Genomic DNA, 24627 nt, shown 5'->3' with positions numbered 1-24627 from the left:
TCCTTGACGCTTGGGCTGAGCTCAAGATGTGGACGGATTGTAGGTACCGGAACCTGATCAAAACAGTGCGCGGTAAACGGAATTAGCCTTCACATGCTCTTCAGCAAATGATCGACATCACGCCACAGAACCCGAAAGTGGTAACGCCTCTAAGGCATTGACGGCCACATTGACGCTTGATCAAATTATCGGGTCATTGATCGTGAATTTCTTCACGAATTCGGACTGTCGACGGGAAAAACACAAAGGGCCCTGCTCAGCAGGGCCCTCGGGAGTGATGCGGGGTGCGTCGAAACGCGTCGCGCGGGGTGGTTCAGGCGGGTGACACGCGGTGGCTCAGGCGAGCGCGACGGTCGGCGGTGTGGTCGGCCAGGTCATGCGGATCAGGCCGCCGTGCTCCCCGGCACTCACCTCGACGTCGTCGACGAGTCCGCTGATGACCGCGAGGCCCATCTCGTCCTCCTCGGCCTCCGCGTCCGCCTCGTCCGCGGCACCGCCAGACGCCCGGTCTCCCGGGGCCGCATGGGGTGCCTCGTCGCCGACCTCGATGGAGAACTGTTTCTCCTCCTCGATCAGCGCCACCTTCACCGGTGACGTGATGCCGGCGCTCTGGTGCAGCCCGACGGCACGGGAACAGGCCTCACCGACAGCGAGCCGCACCTCGTCGAGAACGGCCTCGTCCACTCCGGCCCTGCGCGCCACCGCTGCCGCCACCAGTCGGGCGGTCCTGACGTGCTCGGGCAGCGCGCTGAAGCGGAGTTCAACGGTGGCCATGCATCCCCCTCGCGACTTCGGGCGTGCGGTCGGGGGCCGGGCCGCCGAAAGCCCGGACCCCCTGATGAAACTTCTTCCGCCCCGGCCGATCCGGCCCAGGGCGAGGACGGCCGACGACCCGGGCCGATCGGCGGCCCGAGATCGGTCGGCAGCAGCCCAGGTCAGTCGGTTGCCGCCACCGCTTCCTCGACCGAGGTGTGGATCGGGAACACCTTGGTGAGGCCGGTGATGCGAAAGATCTTGAGAATGCGCTCCTGGTTGCAGACCAGGCGCAGCGAGCCCTCATGGGCACGCACTCGCTTCAGCCCGCCGACCAGCACGCCGAGTCCGGTGGAGTCGAGGAAGTCCACGCCCTCCATGTCGACGACGAGGTGGAAATTCCCGTCGTTCACCAGCTCGACCAGCTGCTCGCGCAACTTGGGCGCGGTATATACGTCGATTTCGCCACCGACCTCGACGACCGTACGATCGCCGACGGTACGGGTCGACAGGGACAGGTCCACGGATCCTCCAGCACCTTGCTATCGAGCGCTCGCCCCTCGGGACACCTCGGCTTGCGGCCCCCGGGACGTTCGCCAGCCGCGATGGCATTCAATCACTTACCGGCAGGCGTGCACGACGCCTTGGCCCCATTGTCCGTCACGCCGGTGACACACTCGGTGCCGATGGCCAAGAATCACCGATCCGATCGAACCCCGACGGACACCGCACCCCGCCCCGCTCCGGGCACGGTCCTGGACCGGCTTGCCTCCGGACCGAGCCGGGCTTCGCGCATCACTCATACGGAGCACTTGCCCCCGCGGGCGGGTCGCCATGCCGTCTGGCCAGACCGGATTCGCCCGGAAGTGATCGCGGCGGTGCAGAAGAGCGGCATCGAGCACCCCTGGGCCCACCAGGCGCTCGCCGCCGAGCACGCCCTGGACGGCGATTCGGTGGTCGTCGCCACGGGCACGGCGTCCGGCAAGTCCCTGGCGTACCTCGTGCCCGTCCTGTCGACGCTCCTGGACGGCTCCGAGGCCCCGAACGGCCGCGGCGCCACCGCCCTGTACCTGGCGCCCACGAAGGCCCTCGCGGCCGACCAGCGCCGCTCGGTGAAGGAACTTTCACAACCGCTGGGCACCGCGGTCCGGCCTGCCGTGTACGACGGCGACACGCCGGTCGAAGAACGCGAATGGGTCCGCCAGTACGCCAACTACGTCCTCACCAACCCCGACATGCTGCACCGCGGCATATTGCCGTCGCACCCACGCTGGTCCTCCTTCCTGAAGACGCTCAAGTACGTCGTGATCGACGAGTGCCACACCTACCGAGGCGTCTTCGGCTCCCACGTGGCCCAGGTGCTGCGCCGCCTGCGCCGGCTGTGCGCGCGCTACGGCGCCTCGCCCGTCTTCCTGCTGGCCTCCGCGACCGCGGCGGAGCCCTCCGTGGCCGCCCGCCGCCTCACCGGCCTCCCGGTGGTCGAGGTCGCCGACGACGCCTCCCCACGCGGGGAACTGGTGTTCGCCCTCTGGGAGCCTCCGCTCACCGAGCTGCACGGCGAGAAGGGCGCGCCGGTGCGCCGTACCGCCACCGCCGAGACGGCCGACCTGCTGACCGACCTCACCGTGCAGGGCGTGCGCTCGGTCGCCTTCGTACGCTCCCGGCGCGGCGCCGAGCTGATCTCCGTCATCGCCCAGGAACGGCTGGCCGAGGTCGACCGCTCCCTGGCCCGGCGTGTCGCGGCCTACCGCGGCGGCTACCTCCCCGAGGAGCGCCGCGCCCTGGAACGCGCCCTGCACTCCGGCGAACTCCTCGGCCTGGCCGCGACGACGGCCCTGGAGCTCGGCGTGGACGTGTCGGGGCTGGACGCCGTGCTGATCGCCGGCTACCCCGGCACGCGCGCGTCCCTGTGGCAGCAGGCGGGCCGGGCGGGCCGCTCCGGTCAGGGCGCCCTGGCGGTGCTGGTCGCCCGCGACGACCCGCTGGACACCTTCCTCGTCCATCATCCCGAGGCTCTGTTCGACCAACCGGTGGAATCCACCGTCCTCGACCCCGACAACCCGTACGTCCTGGCCCCGCACCTGTGCGCGGCCGCCGCGGAGCTTCCGCTGACCGAGGACGACCTGAAGCTGTTCGGCCCCGCCTGCGCGGAGCTGCTGCCGCAGCTGGAGGCCGCGAAGCTGCTGCGCCGCCGCACGAAGGCCTGGCACTGGACGCGCCGGGAACGGGCCGCCGACCTGACCGACATCCGCGGCGGAGGCGGGCGGCCGGTGCAGGTCGTCGAGGAAGGGACGGGACGCCTGCTGGGCACGGTGGACGCGGGCGCCGCGCACTCGACGGTGCACGAGGGTGCGGTGCACCTGCACCAGGGCCGTACGTACCTGGTGCGCTCCCTAGACCTCGAGGACTCGGTCGCCCTGGTCGAACAGGCGGACCCGCCGTATTCGACGGTGGCCCGCGACACGACGTCGATCTCCGTCCTGGAGACGGACGTCGAGGTCCCCTGGGGCGCCGGACGCCTGTGCTACGGCTCCGTGGAGGTCACGAACCAGGTCGTCTCCTTCCTGCGTCGGCGTCTCATCACGGGCGAGGTGCTGGGCGAGACGAAACTCGACCTCCCGCCCCGCACCCTGCGCACCCGCGCCGTGTGGTGGACGGTCACCGAGGACCAGCTGGACGAGGCCCGGATCAGCCCGGAGATCCTCGGGGGCTCCCTGCACGCCGCCGAGCACGCGTCGATCGGCATGCTGCCCCTCTTCGCCACCTGCGACCGCTGGGACATCGGCGGCGTCTCGGTCCCGCTGCACCCCGACACCCTCCTGCCGACGGTCTTCGTGTACGACGGCCACCCCGGCGGCGCGGGCTTCGCCGAGCGTGCCTTCCACACCGCCCGCGACTGGCTCACCGCCACCCGCGAGGCCATCGCCTCCTGTGAGTGCGACGCCGGCTGCCCGTCCTGCATCCAGTCCCCCAAGTGCGGCAACGGGAACGATCCGCTGCACAAGCGGGGGGCCGTGCGGCTGCTCACGGTGCTGCTGCGGGGGGCGCCGGAGGCGGGAGCCGGGGAGGACCCGGTGGAGAGCTCCCCGGAGAAGCCGGCGGCAGAGGGTCCCGCGGGGCCGGTCCCGCGCGTCCCGCCCGCGCTCTGACCTCCGCCGTGAACGGCTCCCGCCCCGAGGACGCCGTCACGTCCGACGTGTCGCCCACGACGGCGCAGCGCACCAGCCTCGTGCCCTGCGCCGTCGCCACCCGCTCAGCACGAGCGCAGGCCGCCGTGGTGCCCTCGGCCCAGTGGTCCGCCGCCGCGAGCGCCGCGAGATCCGCGCCGCCCGCCGCGCGGTGCCGGGCCACCACGGCCTGCCCCAGGGCGAGCACCACACCGAACACCACACACAGGACGGCGATCGCACCGACACTCCAGACGGTGGCGGACCCGCGATCCGAGAAGCGGCCCGAAAAGCGGTCTGAGAAGCGGCACGAGATCCGCTTCCAGAAACCGCGGCTCATGGCCCGGCCTCCGCCCCGGACGCCCCGGACGCCGCTCCCGCCGCGCCGCTCGTCGGCCCTGCGCCCACCGTCTCCTCCGCCGACGCCACAGCCTCCTCCCGTACCTCGAAGGGCAGGCCGGACAGCAGCGGCGGCTCGGCCACGACCGTCACGCGGACCTGGTCCCCCTCGCGAGCGAGCGTGACTTTCGCTCCGTCGGGTGCCGCCTCTCGGGTGACCGCCACGACCGCCTCGGCCGGATCCTGGCGGGCCGCCGCGCGGGCGCCCGTGCGTGCCGCGTCCACGCACTGGATCTGCGCCGCCACCACGAACAGCCCCCAGACCAGTGCCATCGTGAACGCAACCAGCACGGGCAGCACCACGGCGGCCTCCGCGGTCACGAACCCCGCGTCCCGGCTCTCCGCTCCCTCACATCCGCGCACTGAGGGCTCGTTTCACGATGGCCTGCAGCTCCGCCCTGACCTGCCCGCTCGTCACGACCTCGTAGAGGAGCAGTGCGAACCCGACTGCCGCGATGATCCCCATCGCGTACTCGGACGTGACCATGCCCGCATCCCGGCACCGCCGTACCTGCCACCACGCCCGTACCTTCTCGGCCGTCTTGCCCTTCTCGACCTTCTCGCTCATCTGAACTCCTTTGAATTGCAACTCGGTTGACCACGTGCGTTCACCTTTCGGCCGGTCATCCACCACCTCCTCCCACCGCCCCGCTCGCCAGCCCGATCACCACGGGCAGTACGCCGACAGCGATGAAGGCGGGCAGGAAGCACAGCCCGACCGGTGCGGTGACCATGACGGCCGCCCGCCGGGCCCGTGCGGTCGCGGTGCGCGCCCACTCCGCGCGGGCGTCCGCGGCGAGCCGTGCCACGGGGCCGGCCGCGGGAAGCCCCGACTCGTCGGCACGTTCCAGGAGCCGGGCTAGTGAGGCGGCGCCCGGCAGCATGGCCAACCGGCGCCAGGCGTCCGCCGGTTCGCCGCCGAGCCGCACCTCCGCCGCGCCCCGCGCCAGTCCTTCCCCGACGGGCCCCGCGAGGGCATCCCCGACGGCCTGGGCGGCGATCACCGGACCGGCGCCGGCCGCGATGCAGGCCGCCAGGAGGTCGGCGGCGAGCGGGAGTTGGCGTGCCGCGTGGGCGGCATCGAACTCCTCCGCCCGGCCGGCGTCCCTCTGCCGTCGCCGCCACCGCCACAGCCCCACAGCCGCTCCCAGCCCCACCACGACCCCGGCGACCCCACCGACCAGCACCCACCCGGCACCCACCACTCCGGCCAGGGGCAGCCAGCGCCGTACGGCACCCCTCACCTCGAAGGGCGAGCCGGTGTCCGCCGTCTCCAGGGGCAGCAGTTCGGCCAGCCGTCTCCGCATCCGGCGTCCGCGCCGCGCCACCGCCAGCCGCCGGGCCGGCCAGCCGAGGAGGAGCGCGACCCCGGCGGCCACCCACAGCCTGTGGACAACCTCCGCGCTCATGCCGCCTCCGCTCCCCGCACGATCCGCGCCGCCCACCACATCCCGGCGGCCTCGAACAGTCCGCCGACCACCAGGCAGCCCAGTCCCGCCCCGGTGTGCAGCAGCACGTGCAGCGGGTCGGCTCCCATGGCCGTACCGAGGAGGAGCCCCAGGGCGGGCAGTGCCGCGAGCATCACCGCTGTCGCCCGGGCACCCGCCAACTGGGCGCGCAGGTCGGCACGTTGGTCCCGTTCGGCACGCAGTGCCCCGTCCAGCCGGTCGAGGCCGGCCGCCAGGCCTGCGCCCTGGTCCACGGCCACCCGCCAGCACGCCGCGATCCCCAGCAGCCCCTCGGCACCCGGTTGCCGGGCCGCCGCGGCGAGCGCACCCGGTACGTCCCCGCCGAACCGGGCTGCCGCGAGCACCGCCGCCTGGGCTTCCGCGAACCCGCCGGAGTCCCGCACGGCCCGCAACAGCGCCTCTCCCGGCTGGCGTCCGGCGCGCACCTCCCCGGCGAGCGACCCGCACAAGGCGATGACCGCGTCCCCGCGCCGCTCCCGCGCCCGCCGCGCCTCCCTGGTCGACCGGACCCGCCGCAGCACAGGGACTCCGGCCGCCCCCGCGACGACCGGGATCACCGACGCGCCCAGCAGCCCCAGCACCAGCCCCGCGGCCAGCGACCACCATTCGCTCCGCAACCGTCCCCGCAGCCGCAGCAGTTCACCGGCGGCCCGCTCCCACGAGGGAGGTCCGGTCCCCACCACACCGCCACCGGCCAGCAGCAGTCGCGCCCGCCGCGCGCCCCACTGTCGGCCGCCCATGAGCCAGACGGCCGCCCCGACGCACACCGCGGCGGCACTCATCGACAACTCACCCATCGCATCCGTCACTTTCGTCACCTCCATCGCTCTCCTCACCGTCGGCCCAGCCACCGACGCCGACGCTGCCGCCGACATCACTGGCGGCCTCGCCACGGAGCAGCCCCCGCAGCCGCTCCCAGCCCCGCTCCCGCTCGAACGCCCCGGTGCCCCAGCGCAACGCCGGCACCGTCCGCACCAGCCCCGTAGGGCCCCGTTCCAGCACATGCACCTCGGCGATCCGCCGCCGCCCGGTCCGGTCCCGTACGAGGTGCAGCACCACCGACAGCGCCGCCGCCAGCTGACTGTGCAGGGCGGCCCGGTCGAGCCCGGCGGCCGTCCCCAGCGCCTCCAGGCGGGCCGGTACGTCCGCGGCGGCGTTGGCGTGCACGGTGCCGCACCCGCCCTCGTGGCCGGTGTTGAGCGCGGCCAGCAGATGGACGACCTCGGGGCCGCGTACCTCGCCCACGACCAGCCGGTCGGGCCGCATCCGCAGTGCCTGCCGCACCAGGTCCTCGAGGGTGACCAGGCCCGCGCCCTCCTGGTTGGCGGGTCTGGTCTCCAGCCGTACGACGTGCGGATGATCGGGCCGCAGCTCCGCGGAGTCCTCGGCGAGCACGATCCGTTCGCCCGGTCCGACCAGCCCGAGCAGCGCGCTCAGCAGGGTTGTCTTGCCGCTGCCGGTGCCACCGCTGATGAGGAAGGACAGCCGCGCCCGCAGCAGCGCGCGCAGGATGCGGTCCCCGCCGGGCGGCACCGTGCCCGCCGTGACCAGTTCGTCGAGCGTGAACGCCCGCGGCCGTACGACCCGCAGGGACAGGCAGGTGCAGCCGACGGCCACCGGGGGCAGCACCGCGTGCAGCCGCGTCCCGTCGGGCAGCCGGGCGTCGGCCCAGGGCCGCGCGTCGTCCAGCCGGCGTCCGGCCACGGCGGCCAGGCGCTGCGCGAGGCGTCGTACCGCCGCCGCGTCGGAGAAGGTCACGGAGGTCAGTTCGAGACCGCCGCTCCTGTCGACCCACACCCGGTCCGGGGCCGAAACCAGGACGTCGGTGACCGACGGGTCGGCGAGCAGCGCTTCCAGTGGCCCGCTGCCGACCAGTTCGGACCGCAAGCGGGCAGCCGCAGCCAGGACTTCGGCGTCGCCGAGCACGCGCCCCTGTTCACGCAGCGCCTGTGCCACGCGCGCGGGTGTCGGTTCGGCTCCGCTCTCGGCCAGCCACCGGCGCACGCCGTCGAGGAGTTCCGGGCCGTCCGCCGCGTCGAGTCCGGGGGCCGTCCTCATACGCCACCCGCTTCCACCAGCGTCCGCTCCCAGAAGCCCTTGCAGAACCGGGCCAACGGCCCGCGGCCGGTGGCGCCGGGCGGTTTGCCGCTCTCGTACGGGCGCAGCAGACCCGATTCCACGGGCACCTCTCCGGCCAGGGGCAGCCCGAGCAGCCTCGCCACCTCGCGGTCGTCCAGACCGGGTGCGTACGGCCCCCGTACCGCCACCCGTAGGTCGCGCAGGACCATGCCGACGGCGGACGCCACCCGTCCGGCCGCCGCGACGGCGCGCAGTTCGGCGGGGACCACGAGGAGCGCGAGGTCGAGCTGGGCGAGGGCCTCGGCGACCCCGTCGTCCAGGCGCCTGGGCAGATCGACGACGACCGTGCCGCCGCGCCGCCGGGCGGCCGCGAGGACCGCGCGTACCGCCGGGGACGGGATGGCGACGCAGTCGCCGCGGTCCCAGCTGAGCACCCGGAGCGAGTGGAGCCGGGGCAGCGCCTCCTCCAGGGCGCCGCCGCCGACCCGGCCGCGTGAGGCGGCGAAGGCGGGCCAGCGCAGCCCTTCGGCCGTCTCGCCGCCGAGGAGTACGTCGAGTCCGCCGCCCAGTGGATCCGCGTCCACGAGCAGGGTGCGCAGTCCCTCGCGCGCGGAGGTGACGGCGAGCGCGCAGGCGAGCGTGGAGGCGCCGGCCCCGCCACGGCCCCCGATGACGCCCACGGTGAGCGCCGGGCGGCCGACGCCCTCGGCGACGTCGGCGATGCGGTCGACCAGCCACTGCTCGCCGTCGGGCAGCATCAGGACGTGGTCGGCGCCGATCTGGACGGCCCGTTTCCAGACCCCGGGGTCGTCCTGGTCGCGGCCGACCAGGACGACTCCTCGTCGGCGCGCGGCCCCGCGTACGCGCCGGGCCGCGTCGTCGCCGACCAGGACCAGCGGCGCCGCCTCCCAGCGGCCTCTGCGCTCCGGTACCCCGTGGTGGACCTCGGGTGTCGCGCCCGCCGCCGCGCACAGGCGCAGCAGATCGTCGAGGAGCTCGGCGTCCTCGGTGACGATCAGCGGCCGTCCCGGCCGCCCTCCAGTGGCGGGCGGCGGATCGTGGGTGACAGTTCCGGCCACGTGTGCTCCCCCTTCGCTGCATCTCCCGCGCGGCTCTCTGCGGCCACGCGATTCCCAAACGTGTGAAGAACCGGCATCCGGCCTCCATATGAACGGCCGATACGAACCGGCCATAGGCGCGCCGACAAACGGAACCGGCCATGAACTCGCCACGAGCGGAGCGCGCTGGAATCACGGTGCAGCGATCCCGGAAATCGTGTGGATCTTGATCGAAAACTGTGGACGACTCAGCGGTTGTGAATATCGCCATCACCCATACCGGTGACCGGCGCGCGATCCCTGTGCGACGTTCGCAGCGCAGCCCCGCAACTACAGACAGTGACGGATCATGCGCGTACCGAAGAGGCGGTCGCAACCGCCCTGCCGCGGCCTCGCGACCGCCTGAAGAAAGGGAAAAACCCACCCGGACATGCGACGACCCCCGCCGGGGGGGAGAGCGGGGGTCGTCCCCACGGCCGACTCGGGGGGGGAGGAGTCGGGCCGGGTTAGCACGGTCGCGAACGATCCGTGACTTCCATGGTGTACCCGAGAGCCCTCTCAGGCAAACCCACGCGCCCCACCTTACGCCGAATGGTGGGCGCCTATGCTCTGGGTCGTGGAAAACCACTCCTTGCCCCGCACAGCGGCCTTCTTTGACCTGGACAAGACGGTCATTGCGAAGTCGAGCACGCTCACGTTCAGCAAGTCGTTCTACCAAGGCGGACTGATCAACCGCAGGGCCGCCTTGCGTACCGCCTATGCCCAGTTCGTCTTCATGGTCGGTGGCATGGACCACGACCAGATGGAGCGCACACGCGAGTACCTGTCCGCGCTGTGCCGCGGCTGGAACGTCCAGCAGGTGAAGGAAATCGTCGCCGAGACCCTGCACGATCTGATCGACCCGATCATCTACGACGAGGCCGCCTCCCTCATCGAGGAGCACCACACGGCCGGACGCGACGTCGTGATCGTGTCCACCTCGGGCGCCGAGGTCGTCGAGCCGATCGGTGAGCTGCTGGGCGCCGACCGGGTGGTGGCCACCCGCATGGTCGTGGGTGACGACGGCTGCTTCACCGGAGAGGTGGAGTACTACGCGTACGGCCCGACGAAGGCCGAGGCGATCAAGGAACTGGCCGAGTCCGAGGGATACGACCTCGACCGCTGCTACGCCTACAGCGACTCGGCGACCGACCTGCCGATGCTCGGGACCGTCGGACATCCGCACGCCGTGAACCCGGACCGCGCCCTGCGCCGCGAGGCGCTCTCGCGCGGGTGGCCGATTCTGGACTTCCACCGCCCGGTCCGGCTCAAGCAGCGGCTGCCCGCGCTCTCCGTGCCGCCGCGCCCGGCCCTCGTCGCCGCGGCGGCCATAGGCGCCGCGGCTGCGACGGCGGGTCTCGTCTGGTACGCCAGCCGACGCCGGAGCTCGGTCGCCTGACCTGGACTTTCGCCGCCACCGCTATTTCGTTCGGCATATCGGCGCCCATTTAGTCCATTTTTGGACCTAAAAGTAAAGAACTGCAGTCAGGGGTTCCGCTTGCTCCGGGCTTGCAGTACAAAGGATTCAACGGCCCGCGAGACCAAGGACATCCGAAAGGATCACCTTCAAACCGCATTTGGCCCCACGGACCGAAGCATGAACACCGGGCACCCACGCGACGTCGACCCGTCGATTACGGGCCAGCCACACCAGGTGATGGGCAAAGTCCCCGACCTGATGGGCAACATATCGAGGACGCTTGGTAACCCGGGCGAGCATGCCAGCGGCGGTACGAGAAATCGTACCGCCGCAACCTTTTTCCAGACGTTCCTACGCGGCTCCGCGCTGCAGCGCCTCGCACACCGCCGTCGACTCGCGCGCACCCAGCTCGACCGCCCGGCCGCAGTGCGCGATCCAGGCCGCCATGCCCTCCGGGGTGCCGGAGACATAGCCGTCCAGGGCCGCCAGATACGCCGCGCGGCCCTGCTCCGCATGCCCCACCTCGGCCGGGCAGACCGACTTCGGGTCGAGACCGCTGCCGATCAGGACGATCCGCTCGGCCGCGCGCGCCACCAGGCCGTTGTGGGAGGCGAAGGGACGCAGAGCGAGCAGTTCGCCGTGCACGACCGCCGCCGTCACCAGCGCGGGCGCGGACGTCCCCTCGATGATCAGCTGCGAGAGGCCCTCCAGCCGGCCGGACACCTCGTCGGCGTCCGGCAGCGCCGACTCGACCAGCGGCTCGTCGACAGACTCACCGTTCCGGCGGGGCCGGCCGACCTCGTCCCCGTCGCTCGCGGCGGCCACCAGGTGCAACCGGGCCAGCACCCGGAGAGGCGACTGCCGCCAGATGGACAGGAGCTGGCCCGCCTCGGCGGTCAGCCGCAGGGCCGCGCCCATGACGCGCGCCTCGTCGTCGCCACTGAAGTCGGTGCGGCGCCGCACCTCCTCCAGGGCCCAGTCGGCACCGGACAGCGCCGCGGAGCCCCGGGCGCCGCGCAGCGCCGCCTCGGAGGTGATCTCGTTGCTGCGGCGCCGCATGATCCGGTGCCCGTAGACCCGGTCCACGGCCTTGCGCACGGACTCCACGGACTCGGCCACACCGGGCAGTGCGCCCAGGGCCGCGAGCGGATCGGCGTTCGCGCCTGTCGTACTCATGAGTACGACCCTACGCACCCCGCGCCCACACCCCACGAAGGAGTGGTCTTCTTCACTCCGTATGACACATACAGCAACCAAGCGACTACTCTTTGTGAACATGAAAATTGCTTTCGTCGGGAAGGGCGGCAGCGGCAAGACCACGCTTTCCTCCCTGTTCATCCGCCATCTGACGGCCGCCGGCGCGCCGGTCGTCGCCATCGACGCCGACATCAACCAGCATCTGGGTGCCGCGCTCGGTCTCGACGAGTCGCAGGCGGCCGCGCTGCCCGCGATGGGCGAGCGGCTGTCGCTGATCAAGGAGTACCTGCGCGGTTCCAACCCGCGCGTCACGTCCACCGCGACGATGATCAAGACGACCCCGCCCGGCGAGGGCTCGCGGCTGGTCCGGGTGCGGGAGCCCAATCCGGTGTACGACGCCTGCGCGCGGCCGGTGGAACTCGACGGCGGCGCCGTCCGTTTGATGGTCACCGGCTCCTTCACCGACGCCGACCTGGGAGTCGCCTGCTACCACTCCAAGACGGGAGCGGTGGAGCTGTTCCTCAACCACCTGGTCGACGGCCGCGACGAATACGTCGTGGTCGACATGACGGCGGGCTCGGACTCCTTCGCCTCCGGCATGTTCACCCGCTTCGACATCACGTTCCTCGTGGCCGAGCCGACCCGGAAGGGGGTCTCCGTCTATCGCCAGTACAAGGAGTACGCCCGCGACTTCGGCGTCGTCCTGAAGGTCGTCGGCAACAAGGTGCAGGGGCAGGAGGACGTCGACTTCCTCCGCGCGGAGGTCGGGGACGACCTGCTGGTGACGGTGGGGCACTCGGACTGGGTGCGCGCCATGGAGAAGGGACAGCCGCCGCGGTTCGAGCGCCTGGAGGACGCCAACAGCCGCGCCCTGCGCACCCTTCGGGTCGCCGCCGACGCGACCTACGAGCTGCGCGACTGGGAGCGCTACACGCGCCAGATGGTGCACTTCCACCTGAAGAACGCCCTGTCCTGGGGCAATGAGCGCACCGGAGTCGACCTGGCGGCGCAGATCGACCCCGGGTTCGTGCTCAGCGAGGGTGTGGCCGCCGCTGTCTGACGGCTACCGTCCGATCGCCGGCGCCCCCGGCACCCCCTTGGGGGCCGGGGCGGCGTGGCCCGACAGGAAGGACGCCCAGCCCCGCCTGGGCGCCTCGCCGACGTTCAGGGTGCGCAGCTTCTCCAGGGTCTCCGGGTCCTGGGCGTCCAGCCAGTCGGCGAGCTGCCGGAAGGAGACACAGCGCACCTCTGGTTTGTTGCACACCTGCTCGACGACCTCGTCGACGGCACGCATATAGGTGCCGCCGTTCCAGGACTCGAAGTGGTTGCCGATCACCAGGGGTGCGCGGTTGCCGTCGTACGCCCGGTAGAAGCCCTTCAGCAGGCCGTCCCGCATCTGGTCGCCCCAGTAGTCGTACTTGTCGGGGTCACCCTGGGTCGAGGTGCCGGACTGGTTGACCATGAAGTTGTAGTCCATGGTCAACTGCTCGTAGGTGTGCCCGGGGAAGGGCACCAGCTGCATCGACAGGTCCCACAGACCCTCCCTCTTCTTCGGCCAGACCTGGTCGTTGACACCGCTGGTGTCGTAGCGGAAGCCGAGCTCGCTCGCCGCCTTCATGAAGTTCTTCTGCCCCTCCAGGCAGGGCGTGCGGGCGCCGATGAGCTCCTTGTCGTAGTCGAAGGGCAGCGGCGGCGCCTTCCGCAGACCCGTGTTGGTCTTCCAGGACTTCACGAACTGCTTGGCCTGGGCGATCTCGCTCTTCCACTCGTCCACCGACCACTGGCCGACGCCGCCGTCATTGCCGCAGAAATGGCCGTTGAAATGGGTGCCGATCTCATTGCCCTCCAGCCAGGCGAGCCGCAGCTGCCTGACTGTGTCGGTGATGCCCTTCTCGTCGTTGAAGCCGATGTCGGAGCGGCCCGGTGAGTGCTGCGGAGGCCGGTAGAGGTCACGCTTCTCCTCGGGCAGCAGGTACACGCCGCTGAGGAAGAACGTCATGGTCGCGTGGTTGGCCTTGGCGACCTTGCGGAAGTGGGAGAACAGCTTCTGGCTGTCCTCGCCCGAGCCGTCCCAGGAGAACACCACGAACTGCGGGGGCTTCTGGCCGGGCTTGAGCCGTTCGGGTCTGGGCAGGTGCGGCTGCGCACCGGTGTACGCGGTGGAGCCGTCGCCGATCATGCGGACCACGCTCCTGGGCGCGGGCGCTCCCTGCTCAGGTCCGGGCGCCCCTTCCTGGGAACCGTCGGAGCCGGTCGAGCAGCCGACCAACGATGCCGCACAGGCCGCGGTGGCCATGGCGCCCGCGGCGATCCTCTGGGTGGCGGCCATGTTCCGTCCACCTTCTTCCTTCTCTCAGGCCAACGCCGATGAAGGCGTTTTCTGGTGATGTGCCGGGTTGTGCCGGCAGCGCCGCCAAGGTCCCACGAGGCCGAGAAGGAATTAATACGACAAGCCGATAAACTGCTCGGTTCATCCAGGAGAGTGAATATCTGAACCATTTGCACTGAAAGTCCATGTATGACCTTTACTCTGCATTACGATTCATTTACCGAACGTTGATTCATCCCGCCGCTGCACGCCGTGACCCACGGCCGCGACCGCCCCCGCCATCTCGACGGGGGACCACCCCTTCCGCGACCGCGCTGCCCCGGAGGAGACGGGAAACATGTCAGCCTGCGTACCGACCCGACCCCAGGCCCTCGGCCTCGCCCGAGAGGCCGGAATCCACACCGCCGACCCGACCCGGACGAAGCACCCCCACCAACCGCACAGCCCGCCACCGGCCCCGCCCCGCCGATTCCGCGTCGCCGGTGCCGACCTGTCCGCATCGATCGCGGTCTTCCTGATCGCCCTGCCGCTGTCCCTCGGCATCGCCCTCGCCACCGGCGCCCCGCTCCAGGCCGGACTGGTCGCGGCCGCCGTCGGCGGACTCGTCGCCGGACGGCTCGGCGGCTGCCCGCTCCAGGTCAGCGGCCCGGCCGCCGGCCTCACCGTCGTCACCGCCGATCTGATCCACCGTTACGGATGGCGGACGACGTGCAGCATCACCGTTCTCGCCGGTATCACCCAACTCGGCCTCGGCTGCCTGCGCGTGGCCCGCACCGCCCTCGCCGTCAGCCCGGCCGTCGTACACGGCATGCTCGCGGGTATCGGCGTCACCATCGCCGTCGCACAGCTGCACATCGTCCTCGGCGGCACTCCACAGAGCTCCGTCCTCGACAACATCCTGGCCCTGCCCGCCCAGTTGGCGGGCCTGCACCCAGCCGCCGTGTCGATGAGCGCGCTGACCCTGACCCTGCTGCTGGTCTGGCCGCGATTGCCCGGCCGACCCGGCCGGCTGCTGCGCAGGGTCCCGGCCGCGCTCGTCGCCGTCGCGGGGTCCACCGCGACCGCCTCGCTCACCGGGCTGACCCTGCCCAGGGTCGACCTGCCGTCCTGGCGCAGCCACGCCCTGGCCGGTCTGCCCGAGGGTCCCGTGCTCGGCATCGCCGCCGCCGTGTTCACCACCACGCTGGTGTGCAGCGTGCAGTCGCTGCTCGGCGCGGTCGCCGTGGACAAGCTGGTCGCCAAACGCCCCGGGCAGCGGGCCCGCGTCGGACGCTCCGACCTGGACCGGGAACTGCTCGGGCAGGGCGCCGCCAACATCGTCTCCGGAGCGCTCGGCGGACTGCCGGTCGCGGGGGTGGCCGTGCGGAGTTCGGCGAATGTGCAATCCGGCGCCGTGAGCCGGAACTCCACGATGCTGCACGGCGTTTTCGTAGTAGTCGCCGCGCTGCTGATGGTCCCGGTCCTGGACCTCATCCCGCTCGCCTCGCTCGCCGCCCTGGTGATGGCCGTCGGCATCCAGATGGTGTCCCTGCACCACATCCGCACGGTGACCCGCCACCGGGAAGTGCTGGTGTACATCGTCACCACCCTCGGCGTGGCGTTCCTCGGCGTCCTCGAGGGTGTACTGCTCGGGGTCGCCATGGCCGTGGCCGTCGCCCTGCACCGCCTCGCCCGCACCCGTATCACGCACGAAGAGAAGGAAGGAGTCCATCACCTACATGTACGAGGACAGCTGACGTTCCTCGCGGTGCCACGGCTCAGCCGGGCCCTGCATCTCGTACCCCAAGGCACCCACGCCGTGGTGGAGTTGGACGGTTCGTTCATGGACCACGCGGCGTACGAGTCACTGCAGGACTGGCAGAGCGCGCACACCGCGCAGGGCGGCACCGCCGATCTGACCGGACGCCGCACCGGACTCCGGACCGACGAGCCGACGGCGTCCGCCGGATGCCGGTGCCGGCCCTGGACGCCCTGGCGCAACCACCAGTGCGACATGCCGTCCGGCGGTCGGCCGAGCGGCGGCGTGGACCGGCAGCCGGAGTCCGACGGGACCAGGCACCCGAACGGGGCGATCCCAGACGACGCCGTCGCCGATGTCAATGCCGACGCCGCCACCGGCTCCGGCTCCGGCTCCACCACCGGCTCCCGCTCCGACTCCACATCCGACACCGGCTCCCACACGACCCCCGGCCCCGACTTCGGCTCCGGCTCCGGCTCCATGTCCAGCGGACACGAACTGGCACGTGGCATCAGCGCGTTCCAGCGCAACACCGCCCCCCTGGTGCGGAAGGAGCTGGCGCGGTTGGCCCGGGAGGGCCAGCGGCCGTCCCAGCTCTTCCTCACCTGCGCCGACTCCCGGCTGGTGACGTCGATGATCACCTCCAGCGGTCCCGGTGACCTCTTCGTCGTCCGCAATGTCGGCAACCTGGTGCCGCTGCCGGGCGAGGAGAGCGGAGACGACTCGGTGGCGGCGGCGATCGAGTACGCGGTGGACGTGCTGAAGGTGCGGTCCATCACGGTGTGCGGGCACTCCGGGTGCGGGGCCATGCAGGCGCTGCTGAGCTCCGAGCCGGGGGGTGAGCCGACGCCGCTGAGACGGTGGCTGCGGCACGGCCTGCCGAGCCTGGAGCGGATGGCTGAGGACCGCCGCCCCTGGGCGCGGCTGGCCGGTCGGCCGGCCGCCGACGCGGTGGAGCAGCTCTGCCTGACCAACGTGGTCCAGCAGTTGGAGCATCTGCGTGCGCACGGCTCGGTGGCACGGGCGCTGGCGGAAGGTGCGCTGGAGCTGCACGGGATGTACTTCCACGTGGGCGAGGCGCAGGCGTATCTGCTCGGCGAGCCGGGCAGGGCCGAAGTGTTGTTCACGCATGTGGCAGGAGCGGAGGAGCTGCCCAGCCCGGCGTGAGCGGACCGGGAAGGGAAGGACAGGGTGTGCGGCCGCTCAAGTGCCGGCCGCACCACCCAAGGCTCCGTCGCCACCACCCAAGGCTCCGTCGCCACTACCCAAGGCTCCGTCGCCACCGCCTACGGCTCCGCCACCACCCAGGACCCCGGTGCCGCCGCCCAGGACCCCGGCGCCGCGACTCCGCCCGGCCACAGCACCCACGACTCCACCCCGACAGGTCTAAACCAATTTTAGGTCGACCCTTGTCATCCGACCCCCGGGTCTGATGAGCTGTGGCCTGGGACACAACGGACACCCTTCGAAAGGGAGATGTCGTGAGCAACGAAAGCCTGGCCAACCTGCTCAAGGAAGAGCGCAGGTTCGCGCCGCCCGCCGAGCTGGCCGCGAACGCCAACGTGACGGCGGAGGCGTATGAACAGGCCAAGGCTGACAGGCTCGGCTTCTGGGCCGAGCAGGCCCGTCGGCTGACCTGGGCCGAGGAACCGACCGAGACGCTGGACTGGTCGAACCCGCCGTTCGCCAAGTGGTTCAAGGACGGCAGGCTCAACGTCGCGTACAACTGCGTGGACCGCCATGTGGAGGCCGGGCACGGCGACCGGGTCGCCATCCACTTCGAGGGCGAGCCCGGCGACAGCCGCGCGATCACCTACGCCGAGCTGAAGGACGAGGTCTCCAAGGCCGCCAACGCTCTGCTGGAACTGGGAGTTCAGGCGGGCGACCGGGTCGCCGTCTACATGCCGATGATCCCGGAGACGGCGATCGCGATGCTCGCCTGCGCCCGTGTCGGCGCCGCGCACTCGGTCGTCTTCGGCGGCTTCTCCGCGGACGCGCTCGCGACCCGCATCGAGGACGCCGACGCCAAGGTCGTCATCACGGCCGACGGCGGCTACCGGCGCGGCAAGCCGTCCGCGCTCAAGCCGGCCGTCGACGACGCGATCGCGCGCGTGGACCGCGTGGAGCACGTGCTCGTCGTGCGGCGCACCGGCCAGGACGTCGCCTGGAACGACGAGCGCGACGTGTGGTGGCACGAGATCGTAGAGCGGCAGCCCGCCGAGCACACGCCGGAGGCGTTCGAGGCGGAGCACCCGCTGTTCATCCTCTACACGTCCGGCACCACGGGTAAGCCGAAGGGCATCCTGCACACCTCCGGCGGCTACCTCACGCAGGCGGCGTACACGCACTGGGCCGTCTTCGACCTGAAGCCGGAGACGGACGTGTACTGGTGCACGGCCGACGTCGGCTGGGTCACCGGGCACTCGTACATCGTGTACGGGCCGCTGGCGAACGGCGCGACGCAGGTCATGTACGAGGGCACGCCCGACACCCCGCACCAGGGACGTTTCTGGGAGATCGTGCAGAAGTACGGGGTGACGATCCTGTACACGGCGCCGACCGCCATCCGTACGTTCATGAAGTGGGGCGACGACATCCCCGCGAAGTTCGATCTCAGCAGCTTGCGTGTGCTGGGCTCCGTGGGCGAGCCGATCAACCCCGAGGCCTGGATCTGGTACCGCAAGCACATCGGCGCCGACCGGACGCCGGTCGTGGACACGTGGTGGCAGACCGAGACCGGCGCGATGATGATCTCGCCGCTGCCGGGTGTCACCGAGACCAAGCCGGGGTCCGCCCAGCGGCCGCTGCCCGGTATCTCCGCGACCGTCGTCGACGACGAGGCCAACGAGGTGGCGAACGGCGGCGGTGGCTACCTGGTCCTGACCGAGCCGTGGCCGTCGATGCTGCGCACCATCTGGGGCGACGACCAGCGGTTCCTCGACACGTACTGGTCGCGGTTCGAGGGCAAGTACTTCGCCGGCGACGGGGCGAAGAGGGACGACGACGGGGACATCTGGCTGCTCGGCCGCGTCGACGACGTCATGCTCGTGTCCGGCCACAACATCTCCACCACCGAGGTCGAGTCCGCGCTCGTCTCGCACCCCTCCGTCGCCGAGGCGGCCGTCGTGGGCGCCGCGGACGAGACGACCGGTCAGGCGATCGTCGCCTTCGTGATCCTGCGCGGTACGGCGTCCGAGGACGACAAGCTCGTCGGTGAGCTGCGCAACCACGTCGGTGCCACGCTCGGCCCGATCGCCAAGCCGAAGCGGATCCTGCCGGTGGCGGAGCTGCCGAAGACCCGTTCCGGCAAGATCATGCGCCGCCTGCTGCGGGACGTCGCGGAGAACCGCCAGCTCGGTGACGTGACCACGCTGACCGACTCGACGGTCATGGACCTCATCCAGACCAAGCTGCCGGCGGCGCCCAGCGAGGACTGAGCGGACCGAGGAAAAACACGCTCCTGAGGGGCGCCCCGCGCGACAGCGGGGCGCCCCTTTCGCGCATAACGTGGAAGCACCGGATGCGCCCCCTCGCAACTTTAGGTAAACTAAGCAAAGCGTCAGTGACGCGACAAGATCCTCAAGGTGCGCCGGGAAGTCTGGTCGGCATGTGCTCTGCCCTGCCCACCACCCGGAGGTCTCCCCCGTGGCCCCGCCTCGCGACAAAGCCTCCCGCAGGGTCCTCGGACGCCTGTCCCTCCCCGAGCGGACGATCGTCCTGGACGCCCTGCGGACCGAGACCGTCGGCGGTGTACTGCTGCTCGTGGCCGCGGTCACCGCGCTGATCTGGGCGAACATACCCACGCTGCACCACAGCTACGAGGCCGTGAGCCACTTCCACCTCGGCCCCGGGGCTCTCGGGCTGAACCTCTCCGCCGAGCACTGGGCCGCCGACGGGCTGCTCGCCGTCTTCTTCTTCGTCGCCGGGATCGAACTCAAGCGCGAGCTGGTCGCCGGCGACCTGCGGGACCCCAAGGCCGCCGTGCTGCCCGTGGCGGCCGCGCTGTGCGGAATGGCCGTACCGGCACTCGTCTACACCCTCACCGCCATCACCGGCGGCGGATCGGCACAGGGCTGGGCCGTGCCCACCGCCACCGACATCGCCTTCGCGCTCGCCGTGCTCGCGGTCATCGGCACATCGCTGCCCAGCGCCCTGCGCGCCTTCCTGCTGACGCTCGCCGTCGTCGACGACCTGTTCGCGATCGTGATCATCGCGGTCTTCTTCACCGACCGCATCGGCTTCGCCGCGCTCGGCGGGGCCGTCGCCGGGCTCGCCGTCTTCTGGCTGCTGCTGCGCAAGGGCGTGCGCGGCTGGTACGTGTACGTCCCGCTCGCCCTCGTCATCTGGGCGCTGATGTACAACAGCGGCGTCCACGCGACGATCGCCGGCGTCGCCATGGGCCTGATGCTGCGCTGCACCGCCCACGAGGACGAGGAGCACTCCCCCGGCGAGCACATCGAGCACCTGGTGCGCCCTCTGTCGGCAGGCCTCGCCGTACCGCTGTTCGCGCTGTTCAGCGCCGGTGTGTCGGTCTCCGGCGGGGCGCTAATGGACGTGTTCACCAAGCCGGAGACCCTCGGTGTGGTCCTCGGGCTCGTCGTCGGCAAGACGGCCGGCATCTTCGGCGGCACCTGGCTGACCGTCCGCTTCACCCGGGCGTCCCTCAGCGAGGACCTCGAATGGGCCGACGTCTTCGCCGTGGCGTCCGTCGCCGGTATCGGCTTCACCGTCTCGCTGCTCATCGGCGAACTGGCCTTCGAGGGCGACGCGGTGCTCACCGACGAGGTCAAGGCGGCCGTACTGACCGGCTCGCTGATCGCGGCCGTCTGTGCGACCGTCCTGCTGAAGATACGTAACGGCAGGTACCGGAGGCTGTGTCAGGACGAGGAGCGGGACGAGGACCTCGACGGCATCCCCGACATCTACGAGCAGGACGAACCGGCGTACCACCTGCGCATGGCGGAGATCTACGAGCGGAAGGCGGCCGAGCACCGCCGCATCGCCCGGGAGAAGGCCGAGTCGCGCCACGGGCTTGCCGAAGTACCGGGCGGGGCAGGCGAGGATGACGACCGTCCGGCATGATCTGACGAGACGGTACAAAAGACGAAGAGGGAGACCGCGATGAGCGCACCCGACGGCAGCCCGGTCGGCGCCGAACGCAGCATCGGCCAGCTGTTCGCCTCGGCGACGACCGAATTGTCGGCGCTGGTGCACGACGAGATCGCGCTGGCCAAGGCCCAGCTCAAGCAGGACGTCAAGCGCGGCGCGACGAGCGGCGGCGCGTTCTCGGCGGCCGGCGTGCTGCTGCTGTTCTCCCTGCCGATGCTCAACTTCGCCCTGGCGTACGGCATCCGGACCTGGAGCGGCTGGAACCTCGCGGTCTGCTTCCTGCTGTCCTTCGCGGCGAACGTCCTGGTGGCCGCAGTCCTCTCGCTGGTCGGCGTGGTCTTCGCGAAGAAGGCCAAGAAGAGCCAGGGCCCGCAGAAGGTGGCCGCGTCGATGAAGGAGACGGCGGGCGTCCTGCAGAACGCCAAGCCGCACCCGCGCCCCGAGCGCCCGGCCCTGGAGGACCGGATGCCCGAGGCCATCGAAGCTGTGGCACGCTCGTCGTCATGACGGATCCCGCCACTCCATCGGTCGTACACGTCGATGTCCCCGAAGGGGTGACCCACCGGGACGTCGCCGCCAACGGCGCCCGCTTCCACATCGCGGAGCTGGGCGACGGCCCCCTGGTGCTGCTGCTGCACGGCTTCCCGCAGTTCTGGTGGACGTGGCGGCACCAGCTGGCCGCGCTCGCCGACGCGGGTTTCCGTGCCGTGGCGATGGACCTGCGAGGCGTGGGCGGCAGCGACCGCACCCCCCGCGGGTACGACCCGGCCAATCTCGCCCTCGACGTGACCGGCGTGATCCGGTCGCTCGGCGAGCCGGACGCCGCACTGGTCGGCCACGACCTGGGCGGCTATCTGGCGTGGACCGCGGCCGCGATGCGGCCCAAGCTCGTACGGCGACTCGCGGTCGTCTCCATGCCGCACCCCCGGCGCTGGCGCTCCGCGATGCTGCGGGACGCCAGGCAGACCGCCGCCAGCTCGTACATCTGGGGTTTCCAGCGGCCCTGGATCCCGGAGCGGCAGCTCGTCGCCGACGACGGAGCCCTCGTGGGCCGGCTGCTCCGGGAGTGGTCAGGGCCTCGGCTGCCGGACGACGAGACGGTGGACACGTACCGGCGGGCGATGTGCATCCCGTCGACGGCGCACTGCTCGGTCGAGCCGTACCGCTGGCTGGTGCGGTCGCTGGCCCGCCCGGACGGCATCCAGTTCAACCGCCGCATGAAGCGGCCGGTGCGCGTGCCCACGCTGCATCTGCACGGCTCGCTGGACCCGGTGATGCGGACGCGCAGCGCGGCGGGATCGGGCGAGTACGTCGAGGCGCCGTACCGCTGGCGCCTGTTCGACGGGCTCGGCCACTTCCCTCACGAGGAGCATCCGGTGGCGTTCTCCGCCGAGCTGATCAACTGGCTCAAAGACCCCGAACCCGATCGGTGACCGAGCCGATACGCCCGGTATGCGGAGTTGAACATCTGTCCTACGAACAGCCACATGCCTGGCGCATAGGCCAATTGAGGGGCCCGGAGGCGGTTATCGACCATGGGGCAGGGGCAGACGTCGGGGTATGGGCTGGACGCACGACTACAGTGACGCACCCCGCGACCGCCGTTCCGCAGGCGGTCTGAGCTCCCACCGCCGAGGCGCCCCGCAGGTGCCGGGAGCGGACCTCCGGGTGGGGATCCCGCGCATCCTGCGCCGCCGGGCCCGATGGGTCTCGGTACGGCTGCGTCACCCGCGCGGCTGACCGCACGCGCGGGCCGCCCTACAGGGCGCAGCTGTCGGTGCCCACCTGCTCGCTCGCCGTACGCCCCTTGGCGATGTCCGCCTGGATCTCGTCCGCCGTGAGCGCGTAGCCGGTCTCGGCGTCGTCGAGGGACTTCGCGAAGACCACGCCGTACACCTTGCCGTCGGGCGTGAGCAGCGGGCCGCCGGAGTTGCCCTGGCGGACGGTCGCGTACAGGGAGTAGACGTCGCGGCGGACCGTGCCGCGATGGTAGATGTCCGGGCCGTTGGCCGTGATGCGGCCGCGCACGCGCGCGGCACGGACGTCGTACGACCCGTTCTGCGGGAAGCCCGCGACGATCGCGCTGTCGCCGCTCGACGCGTCCTGGGACGAGAACCGCAGAGCACTCGCCTTCAGGTCCGGCACGTCCAGTACGGCGATGTCGCGCTCCCAGTCGTAGAGGACGACCTTGGCGTCGTACTTGCGGCCCTTGCCGCCTATCTGCACGGTGGGCTCGTCGACGCCCCCGACGACGTGGGCGTTGGTCATGACGCGGCGGTCGCCGAAGACGAAGCCGCTGCCCTCCAGGACCTTGCCGCAGCTCTGCGCGGTGCCCATGACCTTGACGATGGAGTTCTGGGCGCGGGTGGCGACGACGCTGTTGGCCAGGGCCGGGTCGGGGGGCTGGACATCGGTGATCGGCTCGTTGGCGAAGGGGCTGAAGACCTGCGGGAAGCCGTTCTGCGCGAGGACCGAGGAGAAGTCCGCGAACCAGGTGTCCGCCTGCGCGGGCAGGGCCCGGGAGACACCGAGGAGCACCTTGGAGTTGCGGACCTCCTTGCCGAGCGTCGGCAGCGTCGTACCGGCCAGGGCCGAGCCGATCAGCCAGGCGACCAGCAGCATCGCGACGACGTTGACCAGCGCGCCGCCGGTCGCGTCCAGGGCGCGGGCCGGGGACCAGGTGATGTACCGGCGGAGCTTGTTGCCCAGGTGAGTGGTCAGGGCCTGGCCGATGGAGGCGCAGACGATGACGACGACCACCGCGACGACCGCGGCGGTCGTGCTGACCTCCGCGTTGTCGGTCAGGGCGTCCCAGATGACGGGAAGCACGTAGACGGCGACGAGACCGCCGCCCAGGAACCCGATCACCGACAGGATGCCGACGACGAACCCCTGGCGGTAGCCGACGATCGCGAACCACACGGCGGCGACCAGCAGCAGGATGTCCAGCACGTTCACTGATTCTGGCCTCGCCTCGTCATTCTCCGGTCCCTCCAGCTCTGCCGGGGGTCCGGCCCGCCGCGAAGCGGCAAAGGGACACGGCGTCCCCCGGGAAAACACAGCACGGGGTTCACCCTGTCATGACCGCCAGTCGAGTGGGACCTGCTTCTCTCTGTCCCAGGGCCGCTCCCAGCCCGCGTAATGCAGCAGCCGGTCGATGAGTCCGGCCGTGAAACCCCAGACCAGTGCCGATTCGACCAGGAATGCCGGACCTGCGTAGCCGCGCGGATGGACGGCGGTGGCCCTGTTCTCCGGGTCCGTGAGATCCGCCACGGGGACGGTGAAGACGCGCGCGGTCTCGTTCGGGTCGACGACGCCGACCGGGCTCGGCTTGCGCCACCAGCCCAGCACCGGTGTGACGACGAAGCCGCTGACCGGGATGTAGAGCTGGGGCAGCACGCCGAAGAGCTGGACGCCGGACGGGTCGAGTCCGGTCTCCTCCTCGGCCTCGCGGAGAGCGGCCCGCAGCGGCCCGTCGGCCTGCGGGTCGCCGTCCTCGGGGTCGAGGGCGCCGCCGGGGAACGCGGGCTGGCCGGCATGCGAGCGCAGCGACCCGGCACGCTCCATGAGCAGCAGCTCGGGGCCGCGCTCGCCCTCGCCGAACAGGATCAGCACGGCGGACTGCCGCCCCGCCCCGTTCTCCGGCGGCAGGAAGCGGCTGAGCTGGAGCGGCTCGACCGTCTCCACGGCGCTCACCACCGGGTCCAGCCACTCGGGCAGCCCTGCCTTGCTGAGTGTCACCGAGCCGCCCTGGGTATTGCTCGTGTGCGTCATGGGCACCCCCGTTCTGCCGTGTCCAACGCCCGACGGTCCCGAGATCGTTCCGGCGGGCCGGGCTGCGTCGACCGGCGTGCCGAAGCCTGTCGGCGC

21 protein-coding genes and 1 pseudogene are annotated in these 24627 nt (G+C 71.3%); 9 read left to right on the top strand and 13 right to left on the bottom strand.

Annotated features, from left to right (window positions below):
• Window positions 1-336: 336 nt before the first annotated feature.
• The gene (locus ACIPSA_RS37425; RefSeq protein WP_402643032.1) at window positions 337-774 is read right to left on the bottom strand and encodes an ATP-binding protein; all 438 of its coding nucleotides are present in this window, start codon (window positions 772-774) and stop codon (window positions 337-339) included.
• A 161-nt stretch (window positions 775-935) separates the two neighbouring features.
• Window positions 936-1277 (bottom strand): anti-sigma factor antagonist BldG, encoded by a 342-nt coding sequence (gene bldG / locus ACIPSA_RS37420; RefSeq protein ID WP_010986038.1) that lies wholly within the window; start codon window positions 1275-1277, stop codon window positions 936-938.
• 81 nt (window positions 1278-1358) lie between these two features.
• Between bldG and ACIPSA_RS37415 the strand changes: the two genes are divergently transcribed.
• Window positions 1359-3902, top strand: a complete 2544-nt coding sequence (locus ACIPSA_RS37415) for a DEAD/DEAH box helicase (protein ID WP_402643030.1) — start codon at window positions 1359-1361, stop codon at window positions 3900-3902.
• On the opposite strand, the pseudogene ACIPSA_RS37410 reads toward ACIPSA_RS37415, so the two are convergent.
• From ACIPSA_RS37410 to ssd, 7 genes and pseudogenes are all read right to left on the bottom strand, one after another.
• A pseudogene (locus tag ACIPSA_RS37410) lies at window positions 3823-4260 on the bottom strand (Rv3654c family TadE-like protein); the annotation flags it as partial. The gene ACIPSA_RS37415 and the pseudogene ACIPSA_RS37410 sit on opposite strands and share 80 nt — an antisense overlap.
• Window positions 4257-4640, bottom strand: a complete 384-nt coding sequence (locus ACIPSA_RS37405) for a TadE family type IV pilus minor pilin (RefSeq protein WP_402643028.1) — start codon at window positions 4638-4640, stop codon at window positions 4257-4259. The pseudogene ACIPSA_RS37410 and the gene ACIPSA_RS37405, both read right to left, overlap by 4 nt.
• 28 nt (window positions 4641-4668) lie before the next feature.
• A complete protein-coding gene (locus ACIPSA_RS37400; RefSeq protein WP_402643025.1) occupies window positions 4669-4887 on the bottom strand; it encodes a DUF4244 domain-containing protein in 219 nt (72 codons plus the stop codon).
• Window positions 4888-4942: 55 nt separating this feature from the next.
• A complete protein-coding gene (locus ACIPSA_RS37395) occupies window positions 4943-5728 on the bottom strand; it encodes a type II secretion system F family protein (protein WP_402643023.1) in 786 nt (261 codons plus the stop codon).
• Entirely contained in the window at window positions 5725-6612 is an 888-nt protein-coding gene (locus ACIPSA_RS37390) for a type II secretion system F family protein (RefSeq protein ID WP_402643020.1), read from the bottom strand. Before ACIPSA_RS37390 ends, ACIPSA_RS37395 begins: the two co-directional genes overlap by 4 nt.
• Window positions 6578-7846 carry a TadA family conjugal transfer-associated ATPase gene (locus ACIPSA_RS37385; protein ID WP_402643018.1) on the bottom strand — a complete coding sequence of 423 codons (1269 nt, stop codon included), beginning with the start codon at window positions 7844-7846 and terminating at the stop codon, window positions 6578-6580. Before ACIPSA_RS37385 ends, ACIPSA_RS37390 begins: the two co-directional genes overlap by 35 nt.
• Window positions 7843-8946, bottom strand: a complete 1104-nt coding sequence (ssd, locus tag ACIPSA_RS37380; protein ID WP_402643015.1) for a septum site-determining protein Ssd — start codon at window positions 8944-8946, stop codon at window positions 7843-7845. Before ssd ends, ACIPSA_RS37385 begins: the two co-directional genes overlap by 4 nt.
• 583 nt (window positions 8947-9529) lie before the next feature.
• On the opposite strand from ssd, the gene ACIPSA_RS37375 reads away from it, so the two are divergent.
• Complete coding sequence (locus tag ACIPSA_RS37375) at window positions 9530-10363, top strand: HAD family hydrolase (RefSeq protein ID WP_402643013.1); 834 nt, start codon at window positions 9530-9532, stop codon at window positions 10361-10363.
• Window positions 10364-10735: 372 nt separating this feature from the next.
• Here the strand turns inward: ACIPSA_RS37375 and ACIPSA_RS37370 are convergent, their stop codons facing one another.
• On the bottom strand, window positions 10736-11560 hold the full coding sequence (locus ACIPSA_RS37370; protein ID WP_402643010.1) for a Fic family protein: 825 nt from the start codon (window positions 11558-11560) through the stop codon (window positions 10736-10738).
• Between the two features lie 100 nt (window positions 11561-11660).
• On the opposite strand from ACIPSA_RS37370, the gene ACIPSA_RS37365 reads away from it, so the two are divergent.
• Window positions 11661-12641: an ATP-binding protein gene (locus tag ACIPSA_RS37365; RefSeq protein ID WP_402643008.1), complete on the top strand. Its 981-nt coding sequence runs from the start codon at window positions 11661-11663 to the stop codon at window positions 12639-12641.
• Window positions 12642-12644: 3 nt separating this feature from the next.
• On the opposite strand, the gene ACIPSA_RS37360 is transcribed toward ACIPSA_RS37365, so the two are convergent.
• A complete protein-coding gene (locus ACIPSA_RS37360) occupies window positions 12645-13910 on the bottom strand; it encodes a hypothetical protein (protein ID WP_402643006.1) in 1266 nt (421 codons plus the stop codon).
• A gap of 337 nt (window positions 13911-14247) precedes the next feature.
• Between ACIPSA_RS37360 and ACIPSA_RS37355 the strand changes: the two genes are divergently transcribed.
• The 6 genes from ACIPSA_RS37355 (at window position 14248) to ACIPSA_RS37330 (ending at window position 22497) form a co-directional block, all read left to right on the top strand.
• On the top strand, window positions 14248-16815 hold the full coding sequence (locus ACIPSA_RS37355; protein WP_402643004.1) for a bifunctional SulP family inorganic anion transporter/carbonic anhydrase: 2568 nt from the start codon (window positions 14248-14250) through the stop codon (window positions 16813-16815).
• A gap of 314 nt (window positions 16816-17129) precedes the next feature.
• Window positions 17130-19085, top strand: coding sequence for an acetate--CoA ligase (acs, locus tag ACIPSA_RS37350; RefSeq protein ID WP_402643002.1), 1956 nt, complete (start codon window positions 17130-17132; stop codon window positions 19083-19085).
• 208 nt (window positions 19086-19293) lie between these two features.
• Window positions 19294-20730, top strand: a complete 1437-nt coding sequence (gene nhaA, locus ACIPSA_RS37345) for a Na+/H+ antiporter NhaA (RefSeq protein ID WP_402642999.1) — start codon at window positions 19294-19296, stop codon at window positions 20728-20730.
• Between the two features lie 39 nt (window positions 20731-20769).
• Entirely contained in the window at window positions 20770-21264 is a 495-nt protein-coding gene (locus ACIPSA_RS37340; RefSeq protein WP_402642997.1) for a phage holin family protein, read from the top strand.
• On the top strand, window positions 21261-22190 hold the full coding sequence (locus tag ACIPSA_RS37335; RefSeq protein WP_402642994.1) for an alpha/beta fold hydrolase: 930 nt from the start codon (window positions 21261-21263) through the stop codon (window positions 22188-22190). Before ACIPSA_RS37340 ends, ACIPSA_RS37335 begins: the two co-directional genes overlap by 4 nt.
• Window positions 22191-22317: 127 nt before the next feature.
• Window positions 22318-22497, top strand: coding sequence for a hypothetical protein (locus ACIPSA_RS37330; RefSeq protein WP_402642992.1), 180 nt, complete (start codon window positions 22318-22320; stop codon window positions 22495-22497).
• An 18-nt stretch (window positions 22498-22515) separates the two neighbouring features.
• On the opposite strand, the gene ACIPSA_RS37325 is transcribed toward ACIPSA_RS37330, so the two are convergent.
• A complete protein-coding gene (locus ACIPSA_RS37325) occupies window positions 22516-23715 on the bottom strand; it encodes a MarP family serine protease (protein ID WP_402642989.1) in 1200 nt (399 codons plus the stop codon).
• 120 nt (window positions 23716-23835) lie between these two features.
• A complete protein-coding gene (locus tag ACIPSA_RS37320; protein WP_402642987.1) occupies window positions 23836-24531 on the bottom strand; it encodes an NUDIX hydrolase in 696 nt (231 codons plus the stop codon).
• Between the last annotated feature and the right edge of the window lie 96 nt (window positions 24532-24627).

Source organism: Streptomyces sp. NPDC086549, from assembly GCF_044746205.1.
Classification (GTDB): domain Bacteria; phylum Actinomycetota; class Actinomycetes; order Streptomycetales; family Streptomycetaceae; genus Streptomyces.
This window is presented reverse-complemented; position numbering and strand designations above follow the sequence as displayed.